This is a genomic window from Xanthomonas dyei, from assembly GCF_002939865.1.
GTDB lineage: Bacteria > Pseudomonadota > Gammaproteobacteria > Xanthomonadales > Xanthomonadaceae > Xanthomonas > Xanthomonas dyei.
Genome location: NZ_MDEE01000040.1, coordinates 1 through 18,505, shown reverse-complemented (window position 1 = coordinate 18,505; position 18,505 = coordinate 1). Strand labels below are relative to the sequence as shown.

17 protein-coding genes, 1 tRNA gene and 1 pseudogene are annotated in these 18,505 nt (G+C 65.1%); 8 read left to right on the top strand and 11 right to left on the bottom strand.

Annotation, left to right across the window (positions count from 1 at the left end):
• Positions 1-534 precede the first annotated feature (534 nt).
• The 3 genes from XdyCFBP7245_RS19495 to XdyCFBP7245_RS19485 form a co-directional block, all read right to left on the bottom strand.
• Positions 535-1,512, bottom strand: coding sequence for a beta-ketoacyl-ACP synthase III (locus tag XdyCFBP7245_RS19495; RefSeq protein ID WP_104617091.1), 978 nt, complete (start codon positions 1,510-1,512; stop codon positions 535-537).
• Between the two features lie 89 nt (positions 1,513-1,601).
• Positions 1,602-1,796, bottom strand: coding sequence for a 50S ribosomal protein L32 (gene rpmF / locus XdyCFBP7245_RS19490; RefSeq protein WP_003483870.1), 195 nt, complete (start codon positions 1,794-1,796; stop codon positions 1,602-1,604).
• 97 nt (positions 1,797-1,893) lie between these two features.
• Positions 1,894-2,403 carry a YceD family protein gene (locus tag XdyCFBP7245_RS19485; RefSeq protein ID WP_104617090.1) on the bottom strand — a complete coding sequence of 170 codons (510 nt, stop codon included), beginning with the start codon at positions 2,401-2,403 and terminating at the stop codon, positions 1,894-1,896.
• Between the two features lie 109 nt (positions 2,404-2,512).
• Here XdyCFBP7245_RS19485 and XdyCFBP7245_RS19480 point away from each other — a divergent pair, with 109 nt between their 5' ends.
• Complete coding sequence (locus tag XdyCFBP7245_RS19480) at positions 2,513-3,088, top strand: Maf family protein (protein WP_104617089.1); 576 nt, start codon at positions 2,513-2,515, stop codon at positions 3,086-3,088.
• A 154-nt stretch (positions 3,089-3,242) separates the two neighbouring features.
• Here XdyCFBP7245_RS19480 and XdyCFBP7245_RS19475 read toward each other — a convergent pair whose 3' ends face one another.
• From XdyCFBP7245_RS19475 to XdyCFBP7245_RS19465, 3 genes are read right to left on the bottom strand one after another with little or no spacing between them, the layout of a single operon-like run.
• Positions 3,243-5,057, bottom strand: a complete 1,815-nt coding sequence (locus XdyCFBP7245_RS19475; RefSeq protein WP_244907863.1) for a glycosyltransferase 87 family protein — start codon at positions 5,055-5,057, stop codon at positions 3,243-3,245.
• A 14-nt stretch (positions 5,058-5,071) separates the two neighbouring features.
• A complete protein-coding gene (locus XdyCFBP7245_RS19470) occupies positions 5,072-6,067 on the bottom strand; it encodes a glycosyltransferase (RefSeq protein WP_104617088.1) in 996 nt (331 codons plus the stop codon).
• A gap of 8 nt (positions 6,068-6,075) precedes the next feature.
• Positions 6,076-7,917 (bottom strand): glycosyltransferase family 39 protein, encoded by a 1,842-nt coding sequence (locus XdyCFBP7245_RS19465; protein WP_104617087.1) that lies wholly within the window; start codon positions 7,915-7,917, stop codon positions 6,076-6,078.
• A gap of 37 nt (positions 7,918-7,954) precedes the next feature.
• Here XdyCFBP7245_RS19465 and XdyCFBP7245_RS19460 point away from each other — a divergent pair, with 37 nt between their 5' ends.
• The 4 genes from XdyCFBP7245_RS19460 to XdyCFBP7245_RS19445 are packed head-to-tail and all read left to right on the top strand — an operon-like array spanning position 7,955 to position 12,342.
• On the top strand, positions 7,955-8,908 hold the full coding sequence (locus XdyCFBP7245_RS19460; RefSeq protein WP_104617086.1) for an AAA family ATPase: 954 nt from the start codon (positions 7,955-7,957) through the stop codon (positions 8,906-8,908).
• Positions 8,909-8,913: 5 nt separating this feature from the next.
• Positions 8,914-9,870, top strand: a complete 957-nt coding sequence (locus tag XdyCFBP7245_RS19455) for a DUF58 domain-containing protein (RefSeq protein WP_104617085.1) — start codon at positions 8,914-8,916, stop codon at positions 9,868-9,870.
• Positions 9,863-11,812, top strand: a complete 1,950-nt coding sequence (locus XdyCFBP7245_RS19450; RefSeq protein ID WP_104617084.1) for a transglutaminase TgpA family protein — start codon at positions 9,863-9,865, stop codon at positions 11,810-11,812. Before XdyCFBP7245_RS19455 ends, XdyCFBP7245_RS19450 begins: the two co-directional genes overlap by 8 nt.
• On the top strand, positions 11,809-12,342 hold the full coding sequence (locus tag XdyCFBP7245_RS19445) for a Slp family lipoprotein (protein WP_005995216.1): 534 nt from the start codon (positions 11,809-11,811) through the stop codon (positions 12,340-12,342). Before XdyCFBP7245_RS19450 ends, XdyCFBP7245_RS19445 begins: the two co-directional genes overlap by 4 nt.
• 323 nt (positions 12,343-12,665) lie before the next feature.
• Here the strand turns inward: XdyCFBP7245_RS19445 and XdyCFBP7245_RS19440 are convergent, their stop codons facing one another.
• From XdyCFBP7245_RS19440 to dnaX, 4 genes are all read right to left on the bottom strand, one after another.
• Positions 12,666-13,016: a histidine triad nucleotide-binding protein gene (locus XdyCFBP7245_RS19440; RefSeq protein WP_055845861.1), complete on the bottom strand. Its 351-nt coding sequence runs from the start codon at positions 13,014-13,016 to the stop codon at positions 12,666-12,668.
• 279 nt (positions 13,017-13,295) lie between these two features.
• Entirely contained in the window at positions 13,296-13,889 is a 594-nt protein-coding gene (gene recR / locus XdyCFBP7245_RS19435; RefSeq protein WP_104617083.1) for a recombination mediator RecR, read from the bottom strand.
• Between the two features lie 99 nt (positions 13,890-13,988).
• Entirely contained in the window at positions 13,989-14,309 is a 321-nt protein-coding gene (locus tag XdyCFBP7245_RS19430) for a YbaB/EbfC family nucleoid-associated protein (RefSeq protein ID WP_005913896.1), read from the bottom strand.
• A gap of 5 nt (positions 14,310-14,314) precedes the next feature.
• Positions 14,315-16,432, bottom strand: a complete 2,118-nt coding sequence (dnaX, locus tag XdyCFBP7245_RS19425; protein ID WP_104617082.1) for a DNA polymerase III subunit gamma/tau — start codon at positions 16,430-16,432, stop codon at positions 14,315-14,317.
• A gap of 135 nt (positions 16,433-16,567) precedes the next feature.
• On the opposite strand from dnaX, the gene XdyCFBP7245_RS19420 reads away from it, so the two are divergent.
• From XdyCFBP7245_RS19420 to XdyCFBP7245_RS19410, 3 genes and pseudogenes are all read left to right on the top strand, one after another.
• Positions 16,568-16,660, top strand: a tRNA-Ser gene (locus XdyCFBP7245_RS19420).
• An 85-nt stretch (positions 16,661-16,745) separates the two neighbouring features.
• Positions 16,746-18,011 (top strand): DUF6538 domain-containing protein, encoded by a 1,266-nt coding sequence (locus tag XdyCFBP7245_RS19415; protein WP_244907862.1) that lies wholly within the window; start codon positions 16,746-16,748, stop codon positions 18,009-18,011.
• A 37-nt stretch (positions 18,012-18,048) separates the two neighbouring features.
• Positions 18,049-18,174, top strand: a pseudogene (locus tag XdyCFBP7245_RS19410) (DUF1153 domain-containing protein); the annotation flags it as partial.
• Positions 18,175-18,206: 32 nt separating this feature from the next.
• On the opposite strand, the gene XdyCFBP7245_RS19405 reads toward XdyCFBP7245_RS19410, so the two are convergent.
• Positions 18,207-18,505 (bottom strand): integrase core domain-containing protein (locus XdyCFBP7245_RS19405; protein WP_244907860.1); only part of this gene is annotated, 299 nt, incomplete at its 5' end.

Here is an 18,505-nt window from a genome sequence, read left to right as displayed (position 1 = left end):
CCGGGCTGAAAGAACCGCTGCAACCGGCCAATGTGGCCGCCGATAAACCTTCAAATGCATACGGCCAATACCGAAGCCGGAGCGAACGCACCCACCAAGGAAAAGACTGGCTGGCGCGTGGCAGGGCGCGTGTAGAGTGCCGCAACGATGGCGGCGCGTAGGCAAATCGGCAGCACAGGGCTACCTCAAAACAAGCGAGCGTTGTCGCTCAGAATCAGCTCGATTTGGTCGCAGCCAAGCAAACTCGCGGACTATTGACCGCATCCGCATGCAACTCGCCGATCCGCTACACACGCAGGACCGCGCGCGGAATTGCCGCCACGGCATGACTTAGGGCGCACGGAACCCAGGCCCCAGCAGCATGCAAAGAGATGAAGAGACCGAGCGAGACCGTCCAATTGCAGCGGCAATAAGGCTTACGCCGGAGCACGGTCCAGCGATCGATCACAGCGTGTTTGAGTTCGTTTCTGCAGGACGCATCGCCCTGACAGCGTCAGACCCTGTCCACCGTCGAGGTGGCAGGGCCTGCGTAACTCAGTAGCGCAGCAGCGCCGAGCCCCAGGTAAATCCACCACCGAACGCTTCCAGCAGCAGCAATTGGCCACGCTGCACGCGACCCGAGCGGACCGCTTCGTCCAGCGCCAGCGGCACCGAGGCCGACGAAGTGTTGCCGTGGCGATCCACGGTGACGATCACCTGCTCCATCGGCAGATCCAGCCGCTTGGCGGTGGCTTCGATGATGCGCAAATTGGCCTGATGCGGGATCAGCCAATCCAGGTCGTGCTTGTCGTAGCCGTTGGCGGCCAGGGTCTCATCGACCACCGAATCCAGCGCTTTGACTGCATATTTGAAGACGTCGTTGCCTTTCATCAGCAACGCGCCGCCGCCATTCTTGCCTTCGCCGAAACCGACCGACACGCCCACCGGGTCCCACAGCAGCTCTTTCTTGCTGCCGTCGGCATGCAGATGGGTGCTGAGGATGCCGGTCTCTTCGTCTGCCTTGAGGATCACCGCGCCAGCACCGTCGCCGAACAGCACGCAGGTGGTGCGGTCGGTCCAGTCGACGATACGGGTCAGCGTTTCCGCACCCACCACCAGCACGGTCTTGGCATCGCCGCTGCGCACGAACTTGTCGGCCACGCTGAGCGCGTAGACAAAGCCCGAGCAGGCGGCGTTGACGTCCATCGCGCCGCAACCGACGTTGCCCAGACGCGCCTGCAGCAGGCAGGCCGTGGACGGGAAGATCAGGTCGGGCGTGGTGGTGCCGATGACGATCAGGTCGATCTCGTCGGCGGTGACGCCGGCCGCTTCCATCGCCTTCAGCGAGGCGAAGTACGCCAGATCGCTGGTGGTCTGGTCGTCGGCGACGATATGACGTTCACGGATACCAGTACGCGAGAAGATCCATTCATCGCTGGTGTCGACGATCTTGGACATGTCGTCGTTGGTCAACACCTTTTCGGGCAAATAACTACCCGTGCCAGCGATTCTGGAATAGATCCGCTTGCTCATGCTGTTTCCTGGTGCAAGAGCCGCGGTGATTGGCGGCTCCGGAAGTATCGAGGGTCACCCGCCAACAAAACTGCGGCGGGCGCCACGGATCAATCTTCTTGGACGGCCGACGACTTGGTCGCGATCACCTTCTTGCCGCGGTAGTAACCGTCAGCGGTGATGTGGTGGCGCAGATGGATCTCGCCGCTGGTCGGGTCGGTCGACAGCTGCTTGGCGGTGAGGGCATCGTGCGAACGACGCTGGCCGCGACGCGACGGGGTGACACGGGACTTCTGCACAGCCATGGGATTGCTCCAACTTTAGTTCGATAACTTGTCTGTTGAGTCGAACAGCACGCTCTACGCCCGCGTCGACCTGTCTTTCCGCCCTTAACAGCGGCGGTTACTGTTTCTTCAACGCTGCCAGCGCCGCGAACGGACTGGCCTTGTCTTGCTCTTCCTGGCTCGGCACCCACTCAGCCTCGACGGCTTCGCTGCCCGGCGCCATCGGCACCACCGGTACCGACAGCACCAGTTCGTCCTCCACCAGATCCGTCGCCCGCAGCATGCCGTCGTCGGGCACCAGCAAGGCTTCGTAATCGGGCGGCAATGCCGCCTCTTCGTCCTCGTTGCGGATCAGGCCAAGGCGCTGGCTGATCTGCACCGGGTACAGAAAACGCTGCAAGGTGCGCTGGCAAGCCAGCGGCAGCTCGACATCGATGCTGAGTTCGACATAGGCGACCTTGAGCAGATCGTCCTGATCGAACTGGAGCGAATAAACACATTCGCCATCGGTATCGACCAGACTCCCCTGCAAGCGGGTCATCGCAGAGAGCGGGATGCGGCCATCGAAGCGCCTGCGCGCTGCGACCATCCGCCAAGCATCCAGCATTTCGGGTACGTTCGCGGACATAAGCCGCAGAATGTTAAAGACCCGCAGTAGCCATGTCAAATGCACCCATTCACATGTGCCGCGCGGCGTGCGGGCTGGCAGACTCTCCTGCCCGCCTCTTTCGACGTTCATGATGCCACGCCTGATCCTTGCCTCTACCTCAGTCTACCGGCGCGAGCTGCTCGGCCGCCTGCGACTGGACTTCACCACCGCCCGCCCGGAGGTCGATGAGCAGGCGCTGCCGGGCGAAGCGCCGAGCGCGCTGGCCAGCCGCCTGGCTGCCGAGAAGGCCGCCGCGGTGGCCGCGCATGCGCCCGACGCCTGGATCATCGGCTCGGACCAGGTCGCCGATCTGAACGGCCAGTCCCTGGGCAAACCGGGAACCCTGGACCAGGCACGCGCGCAGCTAGGCGCCATGTCCGGGCGCGTGGTGCGCTTCCATACCGCCGTCAGCCTGATCGGCCCCGACCAGCACCTGCACGCGCTGGACGTGACCGAGGTACAGCTGCGCCCACTGACACCGGTGGAGATCGAACGCTACCTGGCCGCCGAGCCCGCGCTGGATTGCGCCGGCAGCTTCAAATGCGAGGGCCTGGGCATCAGCCTGTTCGATGCGATTCGCTCGGAAGACCCCACCGCGCTGGTTGGCCTGCCGCTGATCGCCCTGGCGCGGCTGTTGCGGCAGGCCGGGTTTACGATTCCGTGAGGCCTAATTCGAGTGCGGCGACGCTGTTCAGGCGCATCGATCGAAAGTCGGCCGCGACGGTACAGACCTCCAGTCACGATGGTGCGACAGCGGCCACCAAGGACGCGCATGACGGTACACATCTACCCGGCCGCACAACGCCCTGCCGCTTGCGCTACTGCGGGCGAGCGAGCGCGCAGAACTGATACGGGTACTGAGCTTGTCCGACATGCGAGGACAAGGTGCGGCAACGTGACGGATCCAGGGTCAGCCCATACGCATCCAGGCGCTGCTGCGCAGACTCGCGCACCGCACGATCTGCAGCGGCGATATCCAACGCCTTGCCCTTGGACACCTGCAGCACGCAGCGCCCCGGCGACACTTCCAGCTCCGCACGCAGACCGCGCGCGATCAACCAGCGCAACCGCGTGCACCGAGGCTGGATGTCCCAGCCAAACTGCCGCGCCCAGCCGTTCATGCGATCGATCCGCAATTGCTGCTTGTCGCGTGTCGCACCCAACATCGCGTACAGCTGCGGCCGCTCGGCGATCAAGGCATTGACCCGGGCGCGGTACTGATCGGTCTCGGAGAGATTGGTCGCAACCCCGATGTAACGCGCCTGCTGCGGCAGCAGCGGCACACGCCAGGACTGCGGCTCGTCGCCGACCAGCAGCACCGTGGATGCCGCAGGATCGGCAAGCGCTGGTTGCTCGACCTGAAAACTGTCGCGCGCCCATGCCTCATGCCCCCAGTCCTTCCATCCAACCACCGCAACCAGCGCACACGCACCGATCAACCACCCAGCCTTGCGATCGGCATTCACCACGAAGGCGCGCCGGCACACGACCCACAGCGCCAATGGCGCAAGCAGCTCCAGTACCAACAGATAGCGGTGGATACTGAAGACCGCTTGCCACAGCGCGTAGGCAATACCGAAGAACACCAACAGCACAACCGCTGCGCGATCGCGATTCGTTGCGGGCACGCGACGACGCAGCACGGTGCGTCCCGCGGCCATCAGCGCGACCGCATACAACACCGCCCACCCCGCCTGCACCAGACCGAGATCGTTGATGCGTTGCGGTTTGAGCGTAAACAGCAGCGGCCAGATCAGGTGTTCGCCGATGCTGCGCGGCAGCCATCGAACATCCGCAATCGACACCGGCTGAGCCAGCGGCGACTTGAACACGCCATTGAATTGCGGAAACAGCGGATTGCCCAGGTGTTGCCAGACCTGCCAGTACCAAGGCCCGGCCACGAGCAGCAAGACCAGCACGGCGACACCGGCAAGCACGCCCAACCCCAGAACCCGTGAGCGCATGCGTCCACCGTCGCAAAGCACCGCCGGCGCCAGCGCCAACGCGTACAGCGCATTGGTGAGCTTGAGCGCGATCGCCAGACCGATCAGCGCGCCGGCGATAACCCATAACCGCGTGACACGTCGGTCCTGCCGCGCGTTGGCCTGCGCCAACAGCACGACCGCCAACGACGCCAGCACCGGGATCGCGCTGGCGGTATCGCCCATGGTGTTGCCCAGTTCGGACAGGAACACCGCACTGCACATGCCGGCCAGCGCGAAGAGCGGGGCCCACTGCGCGCGTTGCGATTCCTTGGACAGGACACGCCACGCCACGGCTGCCACCGGCATGAACACCACGGCATGCAGCACGCCCAATAACGCCCCGACCAATGGCCCGGGCAGATGCAACATCAACCAGGCATGCAGGCTATCGAGCAGCGGGCTGAAGTAGCTCTGCATCTGCGCTGGCGCCAGATCCACGCCCAGACGGTCTTGGGTCCACGCATCACCGATGTACAGGTGGTAATTGCGCAAATCCCAATTGGCATCCTGGCCAAGACCGAGCGAAAACAGCGCAGCGAGCAGCAGCACGGCAATCACCGCAGTGATGACCTGGCGCTGCGAATGAAAGCCGAACCGGCCATCCGCCCAGCGCAACACACGCTGCCGACGCGTCGTCCACTTCGACATGCTCATCGATGTCATCAACGCGCTTCCTTGTCATGCGAGGCGGCCACACGATTGCCCACGCCCGGCTCGGCGAGATACGCCAGATGTTTGGCTTCGACGCGTCCACGCGTGACCGTATCCAGGATCAGCCCGCAAGCCAGCAACAGAAAGCCAAGCAGCATCAGCGCCACGCACAGGATCGCGGTCGGAAAGCGCGGCACCAACCCGGTTTGCAGATAGGTCTCGAACAACGGGATCGCCAGCACGATCGACAGCGCGGCGCTGAGCGCAAACCCGATCGAGAAGAACAACAACGGCCGCTCGGCCTTGAACAATTTTGCAATGGTGGTGAGGATGCGCCAGCCGTCGCGCCAGGTATTCAACTTGCTTTGCGACCCTTCCGGGCGCACGCCATAGGCCGTTTCGACCTCGGCCACCGGCATGCGCAACTGCAAGGCATGCACGGCCAGCTCGGTTTCGGTCTCGAACCCCTGCGCATGCGCCGCAAACGATTTGACGTAGCGCCGCGAAAACACCCGGTATCCGGACAACATGTCGTCGAAACTGCGCCCGAACAGCAACCCCGCGCAGCGCGTCAGCAGGACATTGCCGAGCCGGTGCCCTGGCCGATACGCGGCCTGCTGTTGATCGCGTCGCGCGCCGACCACCATGTCCAGCCGTTCGTCGATGAGCTTGCGCACCAGTGCCGGTGCGGCAGCCGCGTCGTACGTCGCATCGCCATCCACCAGCACATAGATATCGGCTTCGACATCGGCAAATCCACGCCGCACCACATTGCCCTTGCCTTGCAACGCAACGCGGCATACCTGCGCGCCCGCCGCCGCCGCGCTCGATGCGGTGGCGTCGCTGGAATTGTTGTCCAGCACATGGATGATCGCTCCCGGCAATGCCGCAGCGAAATCGCCGACCACCTTCGCAACGGTTGCCGCCTCGTTGTGGCATGGCACCAGCACGGCAATTCGAAACCCGGACAGATGTGCGGGATGGGTAGCGGGCAGGGCGTCGGTCATTGCGTGATCTAAGGTGCGGAAACGGTGACAGGCTGCTCCGACCAATCCTCGACGCTGCCGTCGCGGCCGTGCAGGCGCAGGCCCAACCAATGCGTGCCGGATGGCAGCGCGTGCGTGTCGAGCGTGGCGGAGAAGCCGACGTTGGGGTGCTGCGGGTCGGTGGAAATCTTCCAGTACGGGCGGACGTCCATCGGGCTGCCGTAGGCGGCCTGCGCGACCGGGCGCCCATCGAGCAGCAACTCCACATCGGCCAGGCCGATGCCGTCCTTGAACGCCCACCCGCGCACCTGGACCTGGCCCGCCACGCGCACATCCGGTAGCGGCGTATCGATCCAGGCCATCGCCGGGGCGATGCACGGCCCGGGCGCGCGTTGCGCCGGCAGTGCGAACAGCAGAAAACGTTGATACCCGTGATCGGTGGACACCACCGTAGGCGGTGGCAACGGCCCGACCATGTCGCAGATGGCGTGATAGCGTTTGAGCAGGTCGCGGTAGCGCTGATCGCTGGGCGACAGCACCAGCAGACGCGGGCCATCGCGGCGTCCATCGCTGAGCAGGCCCCATTGCTGCAACTGCGCGCTGCGCCCGTGCTTGTCGTTCAAGTCGGCACGCAAGACCTCGATCTGCGCATCGTGCAACTGAAAACCCAGTTCGGCGCCCACCTTGAAGTTTTCGGCCAGCACGCGCGTGCCCGGTGGCATCTGCGCCAGCTGACGCTTGACCGCACGCGCCAGATCGTTCCAGCCGGCGAAATTGCGTGGATAGTATTTTTCGCCGGCCGCATGCGCGCGGATCGACGGCACCGACACCGCCAAGTAATAGCCGTACGCCCCCAGCGTGCCGAGCAGCGCAAGCAACCATGCAGCACGGCGCAGCGGAAGCGGCCAACGCAACAGGATCACCGGCACCGCCACCAGCAATGCGAAATAGCCAGGCAACGGCCAATGGAAGCTGATCCGTTCGGCATCGCTGAAGAAGCCGAGCACGAAGATCGCCACGGTCGAGATGCCGCCCAGCAAGCCGAAATAGCGCCATTGCGCACGCGACCCGCCGCCGGAGCGCGTCCCGGCCAGACTGACCTTGACCATCGCCCAGGCCAGTAGCGGCGTCACCGCCACCGTCTGGATCAACAGGAACCACAGCCCGCCGATCTGGAACCGCCACGGATGCCGGTCGACCAACTGGAAGCGCAGCCCGGCCTCGTCGTGGTCGGTATTCCAGAACAGCAGCGGTAGCCAGCTCACCGCGCCCACCGTCAGCGCCAGCCAGATGCGCGGGTCGCGCAGCACCGCGCGCCCCTGCGGAATGCACAGCAACGCGATGCAGCCCACGCCGATCACACCCACGAAGCGGTAGTGGCTGAGTGCACCGATCGCCAGACCGATCGCCAGCTCCAGCGCGCTGGTGGCATCGACCTCGCGCAGCAGGCGCGCGCCGGCATCCATGCACAGCACCGCTGCCAAAGCCATCGGCACGTCGGGCACCGCCAGCATGCCCAGCGTGGCCGACAGCGGCATCAACAGCGTCAGGCTGCCGGCCTGCCAGCCCAGGGTGGAGCCGAACCAGCGCGTGGCGATGTGCGCAACCAGCCACGGCAGTAGCGCGGCGATGGCCAGAAACGGCAGCCGCAGCGCCAGCAGATGGTGCCCGCCAACTTCCACACCCAGGCGCGCCAGCCAGGCAGTCAGCCCCGGCAGATCCGAATACGCTGCAGCCAGGTACTGCCCTTCCTGCCAATAAAACGCTTCGTCCACGAACAGCGGCAGCCGCGCGGCAATCAACAGCTTGACGGCCGTCGCCAGTGTCCACAGGATCACGAAAGTGCGATGTGCCCGTTGGTCCCCCTGCATTGCCCTGTGCACTCTTCTTTTCACCTACGGAATTGTGATGTCGACACCGCTGCGTTCCACGGAAATGCTAACCGATGCGCTGCGTCAATCGCTGCGGCGCGCGCAAGACCAGGTCAATTCGCTGTTGTTGGGCAAGGCGCAGGAAGTGCGGCTGGCGTTCGTGGCACTCCTGTCCGGCGGACATCTGCTGATCGAAGACCTGCCTGGCCTGGGCAAGACCACCCTCGCCCATGCGATGGCTTCCAGCCTGGGATTGGGCTTCCAGCGCGTGCAGTTCACCTCCGATCTGTTGCCGGCCGATGTGCTGGGCGTGTCGGTGTACGACGCGGCCTCGCGCCAGTTCCAGTTCCACCCCGGCCCGGTGTTCACCCATGTGCTGCTGGCCGACGAGATCAATCGCGCCCCGCCGCGTACGCAGAGCTCGTTGCTGGAAGACATGGCCGAGCAACAGGTCACCCTGGATGGTGTGACCCACGCCTTGCCCGAGCCGTTCTTTGTGATCGCCACGCAGAATCCGGTCGACCTGTCCGGCACGTTTCCGTTGCCGGACTCGCAGCTGGATCGCTTTCTGTTGCGGCTCAGCCTGGGCTACCCCAGCGCCGATGCCGAGCGCGCGCTCCTGTCCGGGGTGGACCGGCGCGAACTGATCGCCCAGGCCGCACCGCAGCTCAGCGATACCGACGTGGTCGCGCTGCGTGCTGGGGTCAATCAGATCCACACCAGCGATGCCTTGATCGGCTACGTGCAGGCGCTGCTGCTGCGCAGTCGCCAGCATGCCGGCGTGCGGGTTGGCCTGTCGCCGCGCGCCGGCATCGCGCTGCTGCGCGCCGCCAAGGCGTATGCGCTGTTGCTCGGACGCGAGCATGTGCTGCCGGAAGACGTGCAGGCGCTGTTCGTGGCCGTGGCCGGGCATCGGCTGGTGCCGGAAGCAGAATCGTCCTCCGGGCCGGCGCTGGCCAAGGCGCTGCTGCACAGCGTGCCGGTGGACTGACACACGTGCGTGCACCCTTGCGCGGCATCGGCCGCCGGCTCAGCCTGCTGGCCCGTCCGCGGGGAGCGGAAGCGTTGCCGATCGTGCTGGATCGGCGGCGTATCTATGTGTTGCCGACCCGCTTCGGGTTGTTCATCACCGGCTTGCTGCTGGCGATGCTGATGGGCGCGTTGAACTACAACAACAACCCGGCCTTGCTGCTAGCCCTGCTGCTGGCCACCGCCGGGATCGCCAGCAGCATCATGGCGCATCTGCAGTTGTCGGCGCTGCGCATCGAAGCGGTCTCGGCCGAGCCGGTGATGGCCGGCGAGCCGCTGCGCATGCGGGTGTCGCTGGCACGTCGCGATACCCGCGTGCGGCGCGGGCTGCGGCTGGACCACCTGCAAAGCAACGGTTTCTGTTCGCTGGTCGAGCACGAGATGGCCGACGTCGATCTGCTCGTGCCCACCACGCAGCGCGGCTGGCAGGACATCGAACGCATCCGGCTGTCGAGCACGCAGCCGCTGGGCCTGGTGCGGGCCTGGTCGTGGGTGTGGCCAGAAACTCCGCTGCTGGCCTATCCCAAACCCGAAGACCACGGCCCCACGCTGCCCGACGGCGCCGGTTCGCCCAACCAGACCCGCCTGCACGCGCAAGGCGAGGAACTGCATCAGCTGCGCCCGTACCGCGCCGGCGATGCGCCACGTACGATTTCCTGGAAGCATTCGGCGCGTCGCGACACCTTGCTGGTGCGCGAATACGAACAGCCCCTCGGCATCGAAGTGACGCTGGACTGGCGCACGCTCAACGCGCTGCCGTACGAACGCCGCATCGCGCGGCTTGCCCGCTGGGTCAATCTGGCCGAGCGCGACGGGCGGCGTTATCGCCTGCTACTGCCAGGCCAGCCACCACTGGGGCCTGCGCAAGGCCCGTCCCACCAACACCTCTGTCTACGCGCCCTGGCGCTGCTTCCGCATGACTGAGCCGTCGCTTCCGATCAGCCAGGCCAGCCGGGGCTGGGTGCTGGCCACCAGTTGGCTGGCGCTGGCGCCGTTGCTGCTGCAGCTGCCCGGCCTGCTCGCCGCCACCATTGCGGTGGCCGCGGTCCTGGTCGGCGTGCTGAGCTGGCGCGGCACCGTGATGGCACCGGTGCGGGTATTGCTGGTGATCGCAATGCTGGCGGCGGTGTACTGGCAGATCGGCATGCGCTTCGGCCGCGATACCGGGTGTGCGGTGCTTGCCGCGATGCTGGCGATCAAGGCTTCCGAACTGCGCACCCTGCGCGATGCGCGCAGCCTGCTCGGCTTTGCCTTGTTCGCGCCGTTTGCGGCATTCCTGCTCGACCAGGGGCCTGCCACGATGGGCCTGGCGCTGCTGGCGGTGGTCAGCGCCTTGCTCAGCATGCAGCGGCTGGCCGACGAAGAGCATCGCACCCACACACCTGCGTTGCGCCTGCAGTTGCGCGGGATCGGCAAGCTGGTGGCCATCGGGGTGCCGCTGGCACTGGCGACCTTCTGGTTGCTGCCGCGTCTGAGTTCGCCGCTGTGGGGCGTGCCCGAGCGCGCGCTGTCGCGGCCGGGCCTGTCGGACAACATGTCGCCGGGCGAATGGATCGACCTGATGGCCGACGACAGCCCGGCGCTGCGCGTGCAATTCACCGGCAAGGCGCCACCGCCGCAACAGCGTTACTGGCGCGGGCCGGTGATGTGGGATTTCGACGGCCGCACCTGGCAGCGCGCGCGCTGGACTGGTCGCGGCCAACCCGCGTCGGTCACGCCCGGCCCGCAGACCTATCGTTATCGACTGGATTACGAGCCCACCGACCGTCGCCAGCTGGTGTCGCTGGACCTGCCGACCCAGGGCGTGGCCGACGCCGAGCTGTCGCCCGATTACGAACTGTTCGCGCAGCGACCATTGAGCGCACTGACCCGTTGGGAGTTGCAATCGGCGCCACCGGCACGTTTCGATACCGACCTGCCCGATCAGTTGCGCAAGCGCGCACTCGCACTGCCGCCTGGCTTCAATCCGCGCACCGTTGCGCTTGCCAGGCAATGGCGGGCCGAAGCCGGCAACAACGACGATGCCGTCGTGCAGCGCGCACTGGGATGGATCACCCGCGAATTCGCCTACACGCTGGATACGCCACTGCTTGGCCGCAACAGCGTGGATGAGTTCCTGTTCCAGCAGAAAGCCGGGTTTTGCGAGCACTTCAGCTCCTCGTTCGTGGTGCTGATGCGCGCGGCCGGCATCCCCGCACGCGTGGTGACCGGCTATGCCGGCGGCACCTACAACCGGCTGGGCAACTACTGGGTGGTGCGCCGCATGGATGCGCATGCATGGACCGAAGTGTGGCTGGCCGGCCGCGGCTGGGTGCGTGTGGACCCCACGGCCGCCGTGGCGCCGGAACGCATCTACGACACGCTGGAAGATCGTCTGCAAACCGATGGCAATAACTTCGCCCAGCTCGGCACCTGGGCCGGCCTGGGCCAGGTCAGCGATTGGCTGCGGCGCGGCTGGAACGACCTGGTGCTGTCCTTCAATGCCGACCGCCAACAACGGCTGCTGCAGCCGTTCGGTATCGACCGCCTGGAGCCCACCCAACTGGCCACCATCTTCGGCGTATTCGCGGTCAGCGCGCTGGCGTGGATGAGCTGGTTGCTGGCGCGCGGCGAACGCGAACGCGACCCACTGCTGCGTGCCTGGCATCGGCTGAGCCGGCGCTACGCCAAGCTGGGCCTTGCCCGCGAACCGCACGAACCGGCTATTGCCTGGGCGCAACGCGTCGCCCGCACCCACCCCGACACACCACTGTTGGCACTCAGCCAACGTTTCGCTGCCGCGCGCTACGCTGGCGCTGATTCGGACAGCGCCTCACTCCTTAAAGATCTGCAGCAGCATCGCCCGCGAACCGGAGTTTCCTCATGAGTACCCGCTTTCTTTTTCCCATTGTCGCTGTGCTCGGGCTCGCAGCCTGCGCCACCGCGCCCAAGCCGCTGCAGGGCCAGTTCCCCACGGTCAGCCCGAGCGATTCCACTGCCAGCGCGCAGCTCGGCACTTCGGTGCGCTGGGGCGGCAAGATCATCCAGACCAAGCCGAGCCAGGGCCAGACCTGCTTCGAGTTGATTTCGCGCCCGCTCAACGCCAGCGGCCGTCCGGACCGCAATGCCGTGGACGCCAGCGATGGCCGTTTCCTGGCCTGCCGCTCGGGTTTCTATGACCCGGCAGTGTTCGAGCCAGGCCGCGAAGTCACCTTCATCGGCAAGATCGAAGGCTATGAGACCACCAAGATCGGCGAGTACGACTACAAGCTGCCCAAGGTGGCGGCGGACGTGGTCTACCTGTGGCCGGAAGTGCGCGACGTCGACGTGATTCCGGCATACCCGTATGGTCCCTGGGGCGACCCGTGGGGTCCGCGCTGGGGCGGCGGTTGGGGCTGGGGCCGCGGTTGGTGGTAATCGCCCGCTGAGTCCGCTGTGATCCAAAACGCCGCTCTTGAAGGAGCGGCGTTTTTATTTATGCGGGCAAGTTTGTTTGTGTGGGTAAGCGGCCGGTATTAGCGCGTTTCTGCTGGATCCTGATTTCGCCATTTCGCCAGCCCCGGCGCTGCGCGGGCGCTACAAGCCCTACTGGAACCGCGACTGCGCGGCTGATATGAGCGCCTGCTTGTGTACATCGGCTCGCAACCGCAGCACTGGCGATCGGCCATGCCCAACCCTTGCCAGCCCTTTCCGCTGGAGAATCTGTTCGGTCACAGCGATGGCAACGCCCAGCGCTTCCGTCAGGGCGTGCCGAAGCGACCCAGCGGTGCACCGGCCAGCAGATGCAGATGGATGTGGAACACCGTCTGCCCGGCATGCTCGCGGCAATTCATCACGATGCGATAGCCGTCCTGCGCCAGGCCCTGCTCACGTGCGTACGCGGCAGCGGCGAGCGCCAACTTGCCGACCAGCAACGCCTGCTCCGGCGGGACGTCGTCCAGCGTGGGAATGGCGTGCAGCTTGGGAATGAAGAGCACATGTACCGGCGCCTGCGGCGCGATGTCTTCGAAGCCCAGCACCTCGTCGTCTTCGTAAACGATGGTGGCCGGGATTTCGCGACGGATGATCTTGCTGAAGATGGTGTCGGACATGGCTGGGGATTGAGGATTGGTCATTTGGGATTGGTAAGAGCTTACCGCGCGCGTGGTCTGGCAGCTTTTGTGCAGCCTCGACCCGTGCCCAGCAGCAATGAGCTGTTTTAGAGGAGCGGCGCCTCCATCGCTTTCATCAACGCGGTAGCTGGATGCTCCCAGCGGTCAGCCGGCTGGTGATTCGAGATTCGAGATTGGTGATTCGGGCTTCGTAGAATCTGAAGCGCACAGCCAAACCGCTTTGACCAATCCCAAATCCCGACTCACCAATCCCAGCCCTCAGACCACCTCACTGCGGGTGCCGAAGGCGTGCGACAGCGTGCCGCGATCCACATATTCCAGTTCGCCGCCCAGCGGCATGCCTTGCGCGAGCCGGCTGGGGCGCACGCCATGCTGGCGCGCCAACTGCGCCAGGTAATGCGCGGTGGCCTCGCCCTCCACGGTGGCGTTGGTGGCGATGATCATCTCAGTGATTTCACCGGCGGCCAGGCGTTCGCCGAGTTGGTCCAGCCCCAGCTCGCGCGGGCCGATGCCGTCCAGCGGCGACAGCCGTCCCTGCAGAATGAAATACAACCCGCGATAGCCGGTAGCGTGCTCGATCGCCAAGCGATCGGCCGGTGATTCTACCACGCACAGCTGCTGCCGGTCGCGACTGGCGTTGGCACAGATCGGGCAGATTTCCGCCTCGGTGAAGTCGCGGCATTGCACGCAATGGCCGACCTTTTCCACCGCACTGGCAAGCGCCGTCGCCAGACGCCGCCCACCCTCGCGCTCGCGCTCGAGCACGTGATAGGCCATACGCTGCGCCGATTTCTGGCCCACGCCCGGTAACACCCGGAAGGCTTCGATCAGTTGTTCGAGTAAGGAGGACATCGAGTGGCCGGGATTCGGGAATGGAGATTCGGGATACGCAAAGGCAAAAGCCATCTCGCTTTTGCCAATCTCCAATCCCGAATGCCCAATCCCTGATTCTTAGAACGGCAACTTCATGCCCGGCGGCAGCTGCATGCCGGCGGTAGCCGAACCCATGCGGTCCTTGGATTCGGCATCGATCTTGTTGGAGGCATCGTTGAAGGCGGCGGCGATCAGGTCCTCGGCCATTTCCTGGTCGGAGAGGATGCTGGGGTCGATCCGCACCTTGCGGCATTCCTTGGCGCCGGTCAGCGTCACGCTGACCATGCCGCCGCCGGCAGTGCCGGTGACTTCCAGCTTGGCTAGTTCTTCCTGGGCGCGCTGCAGGTTTTCCTGCATCTTCTGCGCCTGTTGCATCAATTGGGCAATATTTCCACGCATGGTCGTTACTCGTCGTAAGGGCGGATGGAATCGGGAACGACCCGCGCGCCCTGCTGCTGGATCAGCTGCTGCACATTCGGGTCGTTCATGAAGGCGGTTTCGGCTGCGCTCTGGCGCTCGCCTTTCTGCCGGTTGGCGCGCTCATGCAAGGTCTCGACATCGGCGCTGCCGGTTTCGATCACGATACGCGGCGTGTCTCCGAGGACTGGTGCCAACGCCTGCGCCAGGTTGGCGATGGAGCGCTCGGAGTTGAGATATTCGAAGCCCAGCGCCAGCGCCAGCCGCAGCACGCCATCGCGATGGCCGATAAACGCTGCATTGGCCGCGAGCTGACGCGACGGGCCGTTCAACCCGCTACGCGTGACCAACTCGAGCCACTGTTCGGCGTCGGCAATGCGGCTGTCGTCGATCAGCGTGCTCGAATCGTTGCTGGGCGCCGATGCGGATAGCCATGCTGAAGCTGGCAAAGCTTCGGCAGACGCAGGCCCAGCAGAGAGCGCATCTGCAGCCGTCTCTGCCGGCACGGGAGCAGCGGCGGCAGCAAGCGCAGGCACACGTTCGGGCACCGCCATGATCGGCGCCGCAATAGCGGCTTCTGGCGGCAGGGCCATTGCAGATTCGGGTGCCAGTACAACCGCTGTATCGGACACGGACGCTGGCGCAGCATGCGTGCGCACCGGCGCATCGTCCACCGCCCACGGCGGCGTGTCGTCAGTGCGCGCAGCAGAGGACGAGCGACCATCGAGCGACGGCTCTGCTGCAGGAAGCACCACAACCGGCGCCGAGGCTGCGTCGGCTGGTGCTGCCGTTGGTGTTGGTGTTGGTGTTGCTATCGGTGCCGATATTGACGCCGACGTTGCCGTAGCTACCGGCGCCGCAACAACATCCGCACCCGACGCCGCTTCAACCACCTCGACCGGCCTGACAGGCACTGCAGCGGCCGCTGTCACCGGTGCAGCCGCCTGCACGCCCGCAACGGACGCGCGTGCGCCGCCACCCGCGCTGGCACCGCGGCCATCGTCGCTGCTTCCGGCCGGCACCGCCGCAGCGGGGCGGAACGCCAGCATGCGCAGCACGGCCATCTCGAAACCAGCACGCGGGCTCGGCGCCAAATACAGATCGCGGCGCCCGTTGAGCGCCATCTGGTACCACAGCTGCACCACTTCCGGCCGCAGCTGCGCGGCGAATGGAGTCGGGTCGATGCCGTCGCCGACGAACGCCACCGACGGCACTAGCTGCTGCACCTGCACGCGGTGCAAGGCCTCGGCCAGGGCTTCCAGCACGCCGCTCCAGTCCGGCGAAAACTCCGCAAGCGCGGCCACCACCTGCAGCAGACGGGCGCCATCGCCGTCGGCCAGCGACTGCAGCATCGCCCCGACCTGGGTGCGGTCCACCGTGCCCAGCATCGTGCGCACCACATCCTCGCGCAGCGCACCGCCGGCATAGGCGATCGCCTGATCCAGCAGCGACAAGCCATCGCGCAGGGAGCCATCGGCCGCCTTGGACAGCTGCACGATCGCCGACGGATCCGATTCGATCTCCTCGGCGGCCAGGATGCGGGTCATCTGCCCCTGAATCTGGTCCTCGTCCAGGCGCTTGAGGTTGAACTGCAGGCAGCGCGACAGCACCGTCACCGGCAGTTTTTGCGGGTCGGTGGTGGCGAGCAAGAATTTCACGTGTTCCGGCGGCTCTTCCAGGGTTTTGAGCAGCGCGTTGAACGCCGCCTTGGAGAGCATGTGCACTTCGTCGATCAGGTAGACCTTGAACTTGCCGCGCGACGGCATGTACTGCGCGTTCTCGATCACTTCGCGCACATCGTCCACGCCGGTGTTGGAGGCGGCGTCGATTTCCAGCAGGTCGATGTAGCGGCCGGCATCGATGTCCAGGCAGGCCGGGCAGGTGCCGCACGGGTCGGCACTGGTGCCGGTCTCGCAGTTCAGCGACTTGGCGAAAATGCGCGCAATGGTGGTTTTGCCCACGCCGCGCGTGCCGGTGAACAAAAACGCGTGGTGCACGCGCCCGCTGTCGAGCGCGTTGGTGAGCGCGCGGACCACGTGTTCCTGGCCCACGAGTTCGGCAAAACGCTTCGGGCGCCACTTGCGGGCAAGAACGAGATAAGACATCGGGCAACCAGCTTGTTCTGAGCCGATATTGTGCCACGGCCCGTCTCACCGACTGCGCCGGAAAGATTCAGCTTGTGGTACGGGCCGGCGACCGCTAGAATTTGCGACCCTGTTAGACCCCGGTCGTACAGGTACGGAGAGGTGTCCGAGTGGTTGAAGGAGCACGCCTGGAAAGTGTGTAAGCGTCTAAACCGCGCTTCGGGGGTTCGAATCCCCCTCTCTCCGCCAGAATACGCAAACCCCTGAGAAATCAGGGGTTTTTTGTTAGCGTAAAAACTGGCTGCAGCTGCGCAAGTCGGAACACACGACGCCCATGCGCATTCCTCATCATCTCGTTCGAGCCCCCTCCGGCCTATGGTCGTATCGGCAGCGTGTGCCGGTCGATTTGCAGCCCATCGTCGGTCGCCAGACCTTCAAACGCACCCTGCACACCTACGACATGCGGGAGGCGAGATTGCGCGCGCTGACCCTGGCTGCCCGGTATGCTCAGGTCTTCACTGTGTTGAAGGAACGACGCATGCAAAGCCAAGACGACGACCTGGACGCGCTCCTGGCGCGCCTGACCGGCACCGAACGTCCGCAGGAGCTGACCCTGAATCGAACGCGGTCAGCGGATGGGTCGATCACCGAGCAATGGCAAATCGACACCCCCGAGGACGTCACGCTCTACCAGCAACTGATGGCGCTCACGGCCCCACAGCCCAGCGCGTTGGGAGAGCTGATTCATCAGCACGTGCCGCCTCTCCCCACGCCGAGGCGGGTAGCCAAACCCTCCCTCGAATCAATCACGCTCGGGAAGGCCCGAGACGCCTGGCTGAACAGCCTCAAGGGCAGCACCCTGCCCAAGACCTGGACCATCAAGCGGACCGCTGTCGAACTGCTGACCAGCTTCCTGGGGGAGAAGACCAAGCTGCACACGGTCACCCGCTCGGACTTGGCGCGTTGGTATCAGGACATGCGGGAAAAAGGCGCCTCTACACCCACGCTCACCAACAAGCAGTCCTACATCGGCGGCAAGGGCGGGTTCTTCGAGTGGGCCCAAGCCTCCGGCCACTACCCTCGGGGCGACAACCCCGCGTCCGGGCACGTGAGCTATTCGACCCGGGAAAAGCGCGCTCGGCGCAAGTTCGGGTTCAAGGCTTACGACGCCCACCAGGTCCAGACCTTGTTCGCACCCGCGGCCTTCGAAGCCCTGCCGCTGGCGGCGCGTTGGGCGTCCCTCATTGGCTTGTATACCGGCGCCCGCGCTTCGGAGGTCGGCCAACTGCTGACCGCCGACGTGGTGGAGGACGGCGGTATCCCTTGCATCCAGATTTCCGATGAGGGCGAGCATCAGAAGGTGAAGACGGACGTGAGCTTGAGGACCGTGCCGATTCATCCCGACCTGCTTGCCTTGGGCTTTCTGGGCTGGGTCGAGCAGGCGCGCGCCAAAGGCCAGGAGCGTTTGTTCCCAGCGGCCAAAGCCGACGCCAAAAACGGCCAAGGCAACTGGATTTCCAAAGCGTTTAGCCGACACCTGGCCGAAGTGGGCAAAAACTGGCCCACGGCCAAGCGCGGCTTCCATGTAATGACCCACTGAAACTCTGCTCAGGTGTTAGTTTTCAGAGGAGACATCGATGAGTGCAGTGATGGACGAAGAACAGATCAAGCGCTGGACGGCCCGGCGCAAGTCGGCGCTGGTGCTGGAGATCATCCAGGGGAAGACGACGGTGGCCTTGGCCAGCCGGCAATTCGACCTGACGCGACGTCCCCCCGCCCTGAGTAGCGATCGGGTTTAGAGTCCGGGGTTGATGATATCGGTGTTTGCCAGATGTTGGGCATAAGCGGACGGCGTCATGCCGCCAATTGCTTTCTTGGGTCGGTCCTCGTTGTATTCGCGTCGCCAGCGTTCGATCTCGGTGCGCGCATGCAACAGTGTTGGGAACCAGTGTTCGTTGAGGCATTCGTCGCGTAGCCGGCCGTTGAAGGATTCGACGTAGGCTGACCCACCCCCGATTACCTTGCCATTCGAAAGTAGAGAATTCGACCTTCTACGGCGCCTGGGAATTTGCTTGGGACCCGCAATTTCGGGCG

Coding starts and splice junctions, on each gene's coding strand:
- XdyCFBP7245_RS19495 (WP_104617091.1), bottom strand. CDS start 1,512: ATGAGCAAGCGGATCTATTCCAGAATCGCTGGCACGGGTAGTTATTTG.
- rpmF (WP_003483870.1), bottom strand. CDS start 1,796: ATGGCTGTGCAGAAGTCCCGTGTCACCCCGTCGCGTCGCGGCCAGCGT.
- XdyCFBP7245_RS19485 (WP_104617090.1), bottom strand. CDS start 2,403: ATGTCCGCGAACGTACCCGAAATGCTGGATGCTTGGCGGATGGTCGCA.
- XdyCFBP7245_RS19480 (WP_104617089.1), top strand. CDS start 2,513: ATGATGCCACGCCTGATCCTTGCCTCTACCTCAGTCTACCGGCGCGAG.
- XdyCFBP7245_RS19475 (WP_244907863.1), bottom strand. CDS start 5,057: ATGTCGAAGTGGACGACGCGTCGGCAGCGTGTGTTGCGCTGGGCGGAT.
- XdyCFBP7245_RS19470 (WP_104617088.1), bottom strand. CDS start 6,067: ATGACCGACGCCCTGCCCGCTACCCATCCCGCACATCTGTCCGGGTTT.
- XdyCFBP7245_RS19465 (WP_104617087.1), bottom strand. CDS start 7,917: ATGCAGGGGGACCAACGGGCACATCGCACTTTCGTGATCCTGTGGACA.
- XdyCFBP7245_RS19460 (WP_104617086.1), top strand. CDS start 7,955: ATGTCGACACCGCTGCGTTCCACGGAAATGCTAACCGATGCGCTGCGT.
- XdyCFBP7245_RS19450 (WP_104617084.1), top strand. CDS start 9,863: ATGACTGAGCCGTCGCTTCCGATCAGCCAGGCCAGCCGGGGCTGGGTG.
- XdyCFBP7245_RS19445 (WP_005995216.1), top strand. CDS start 11,809: ATGAGTACCCGCTTTCTTTTTCCCATTGTCGCTGTGCTCGGGCTCGCA.
- XdyCFBP7245_RS19440 (WP_055845861.1), bottom strand. CDS start 13,016: ATGTCCGACACCATCTTCAGCAAGATCATCCGTCGCGAAATCCCGGCC.
- recR (WP_104617083.1), bottom strand. CDS start 13,889: ATGTCCTCCTTACTCGAACAACTGATCGAAGCCTTCCGGGTGTTACCG.
- XdyCFBP7245_RS19430 (WP_005913896.1), bottom strand. CDS start 14,309: ATGCGTGGAAATATTGCCCAATTGATGCAACAGGCGCAGAAGATGCAG.
- dnaX (WP_104617082.1), bottom strand. CDS start 16,432: ATGTCTTATCTCGTTCTTGCCCGCAAGTGGCGCCCGAAGCGTTTTGCC.
- XdyCFBP7245_RS19415 (WP_244907862.1), top strand. CDS start 16,746: ATGCGCATTCCTCATCATCTCGTTCGAGCCCCCTCCGGCCTATGGTCG.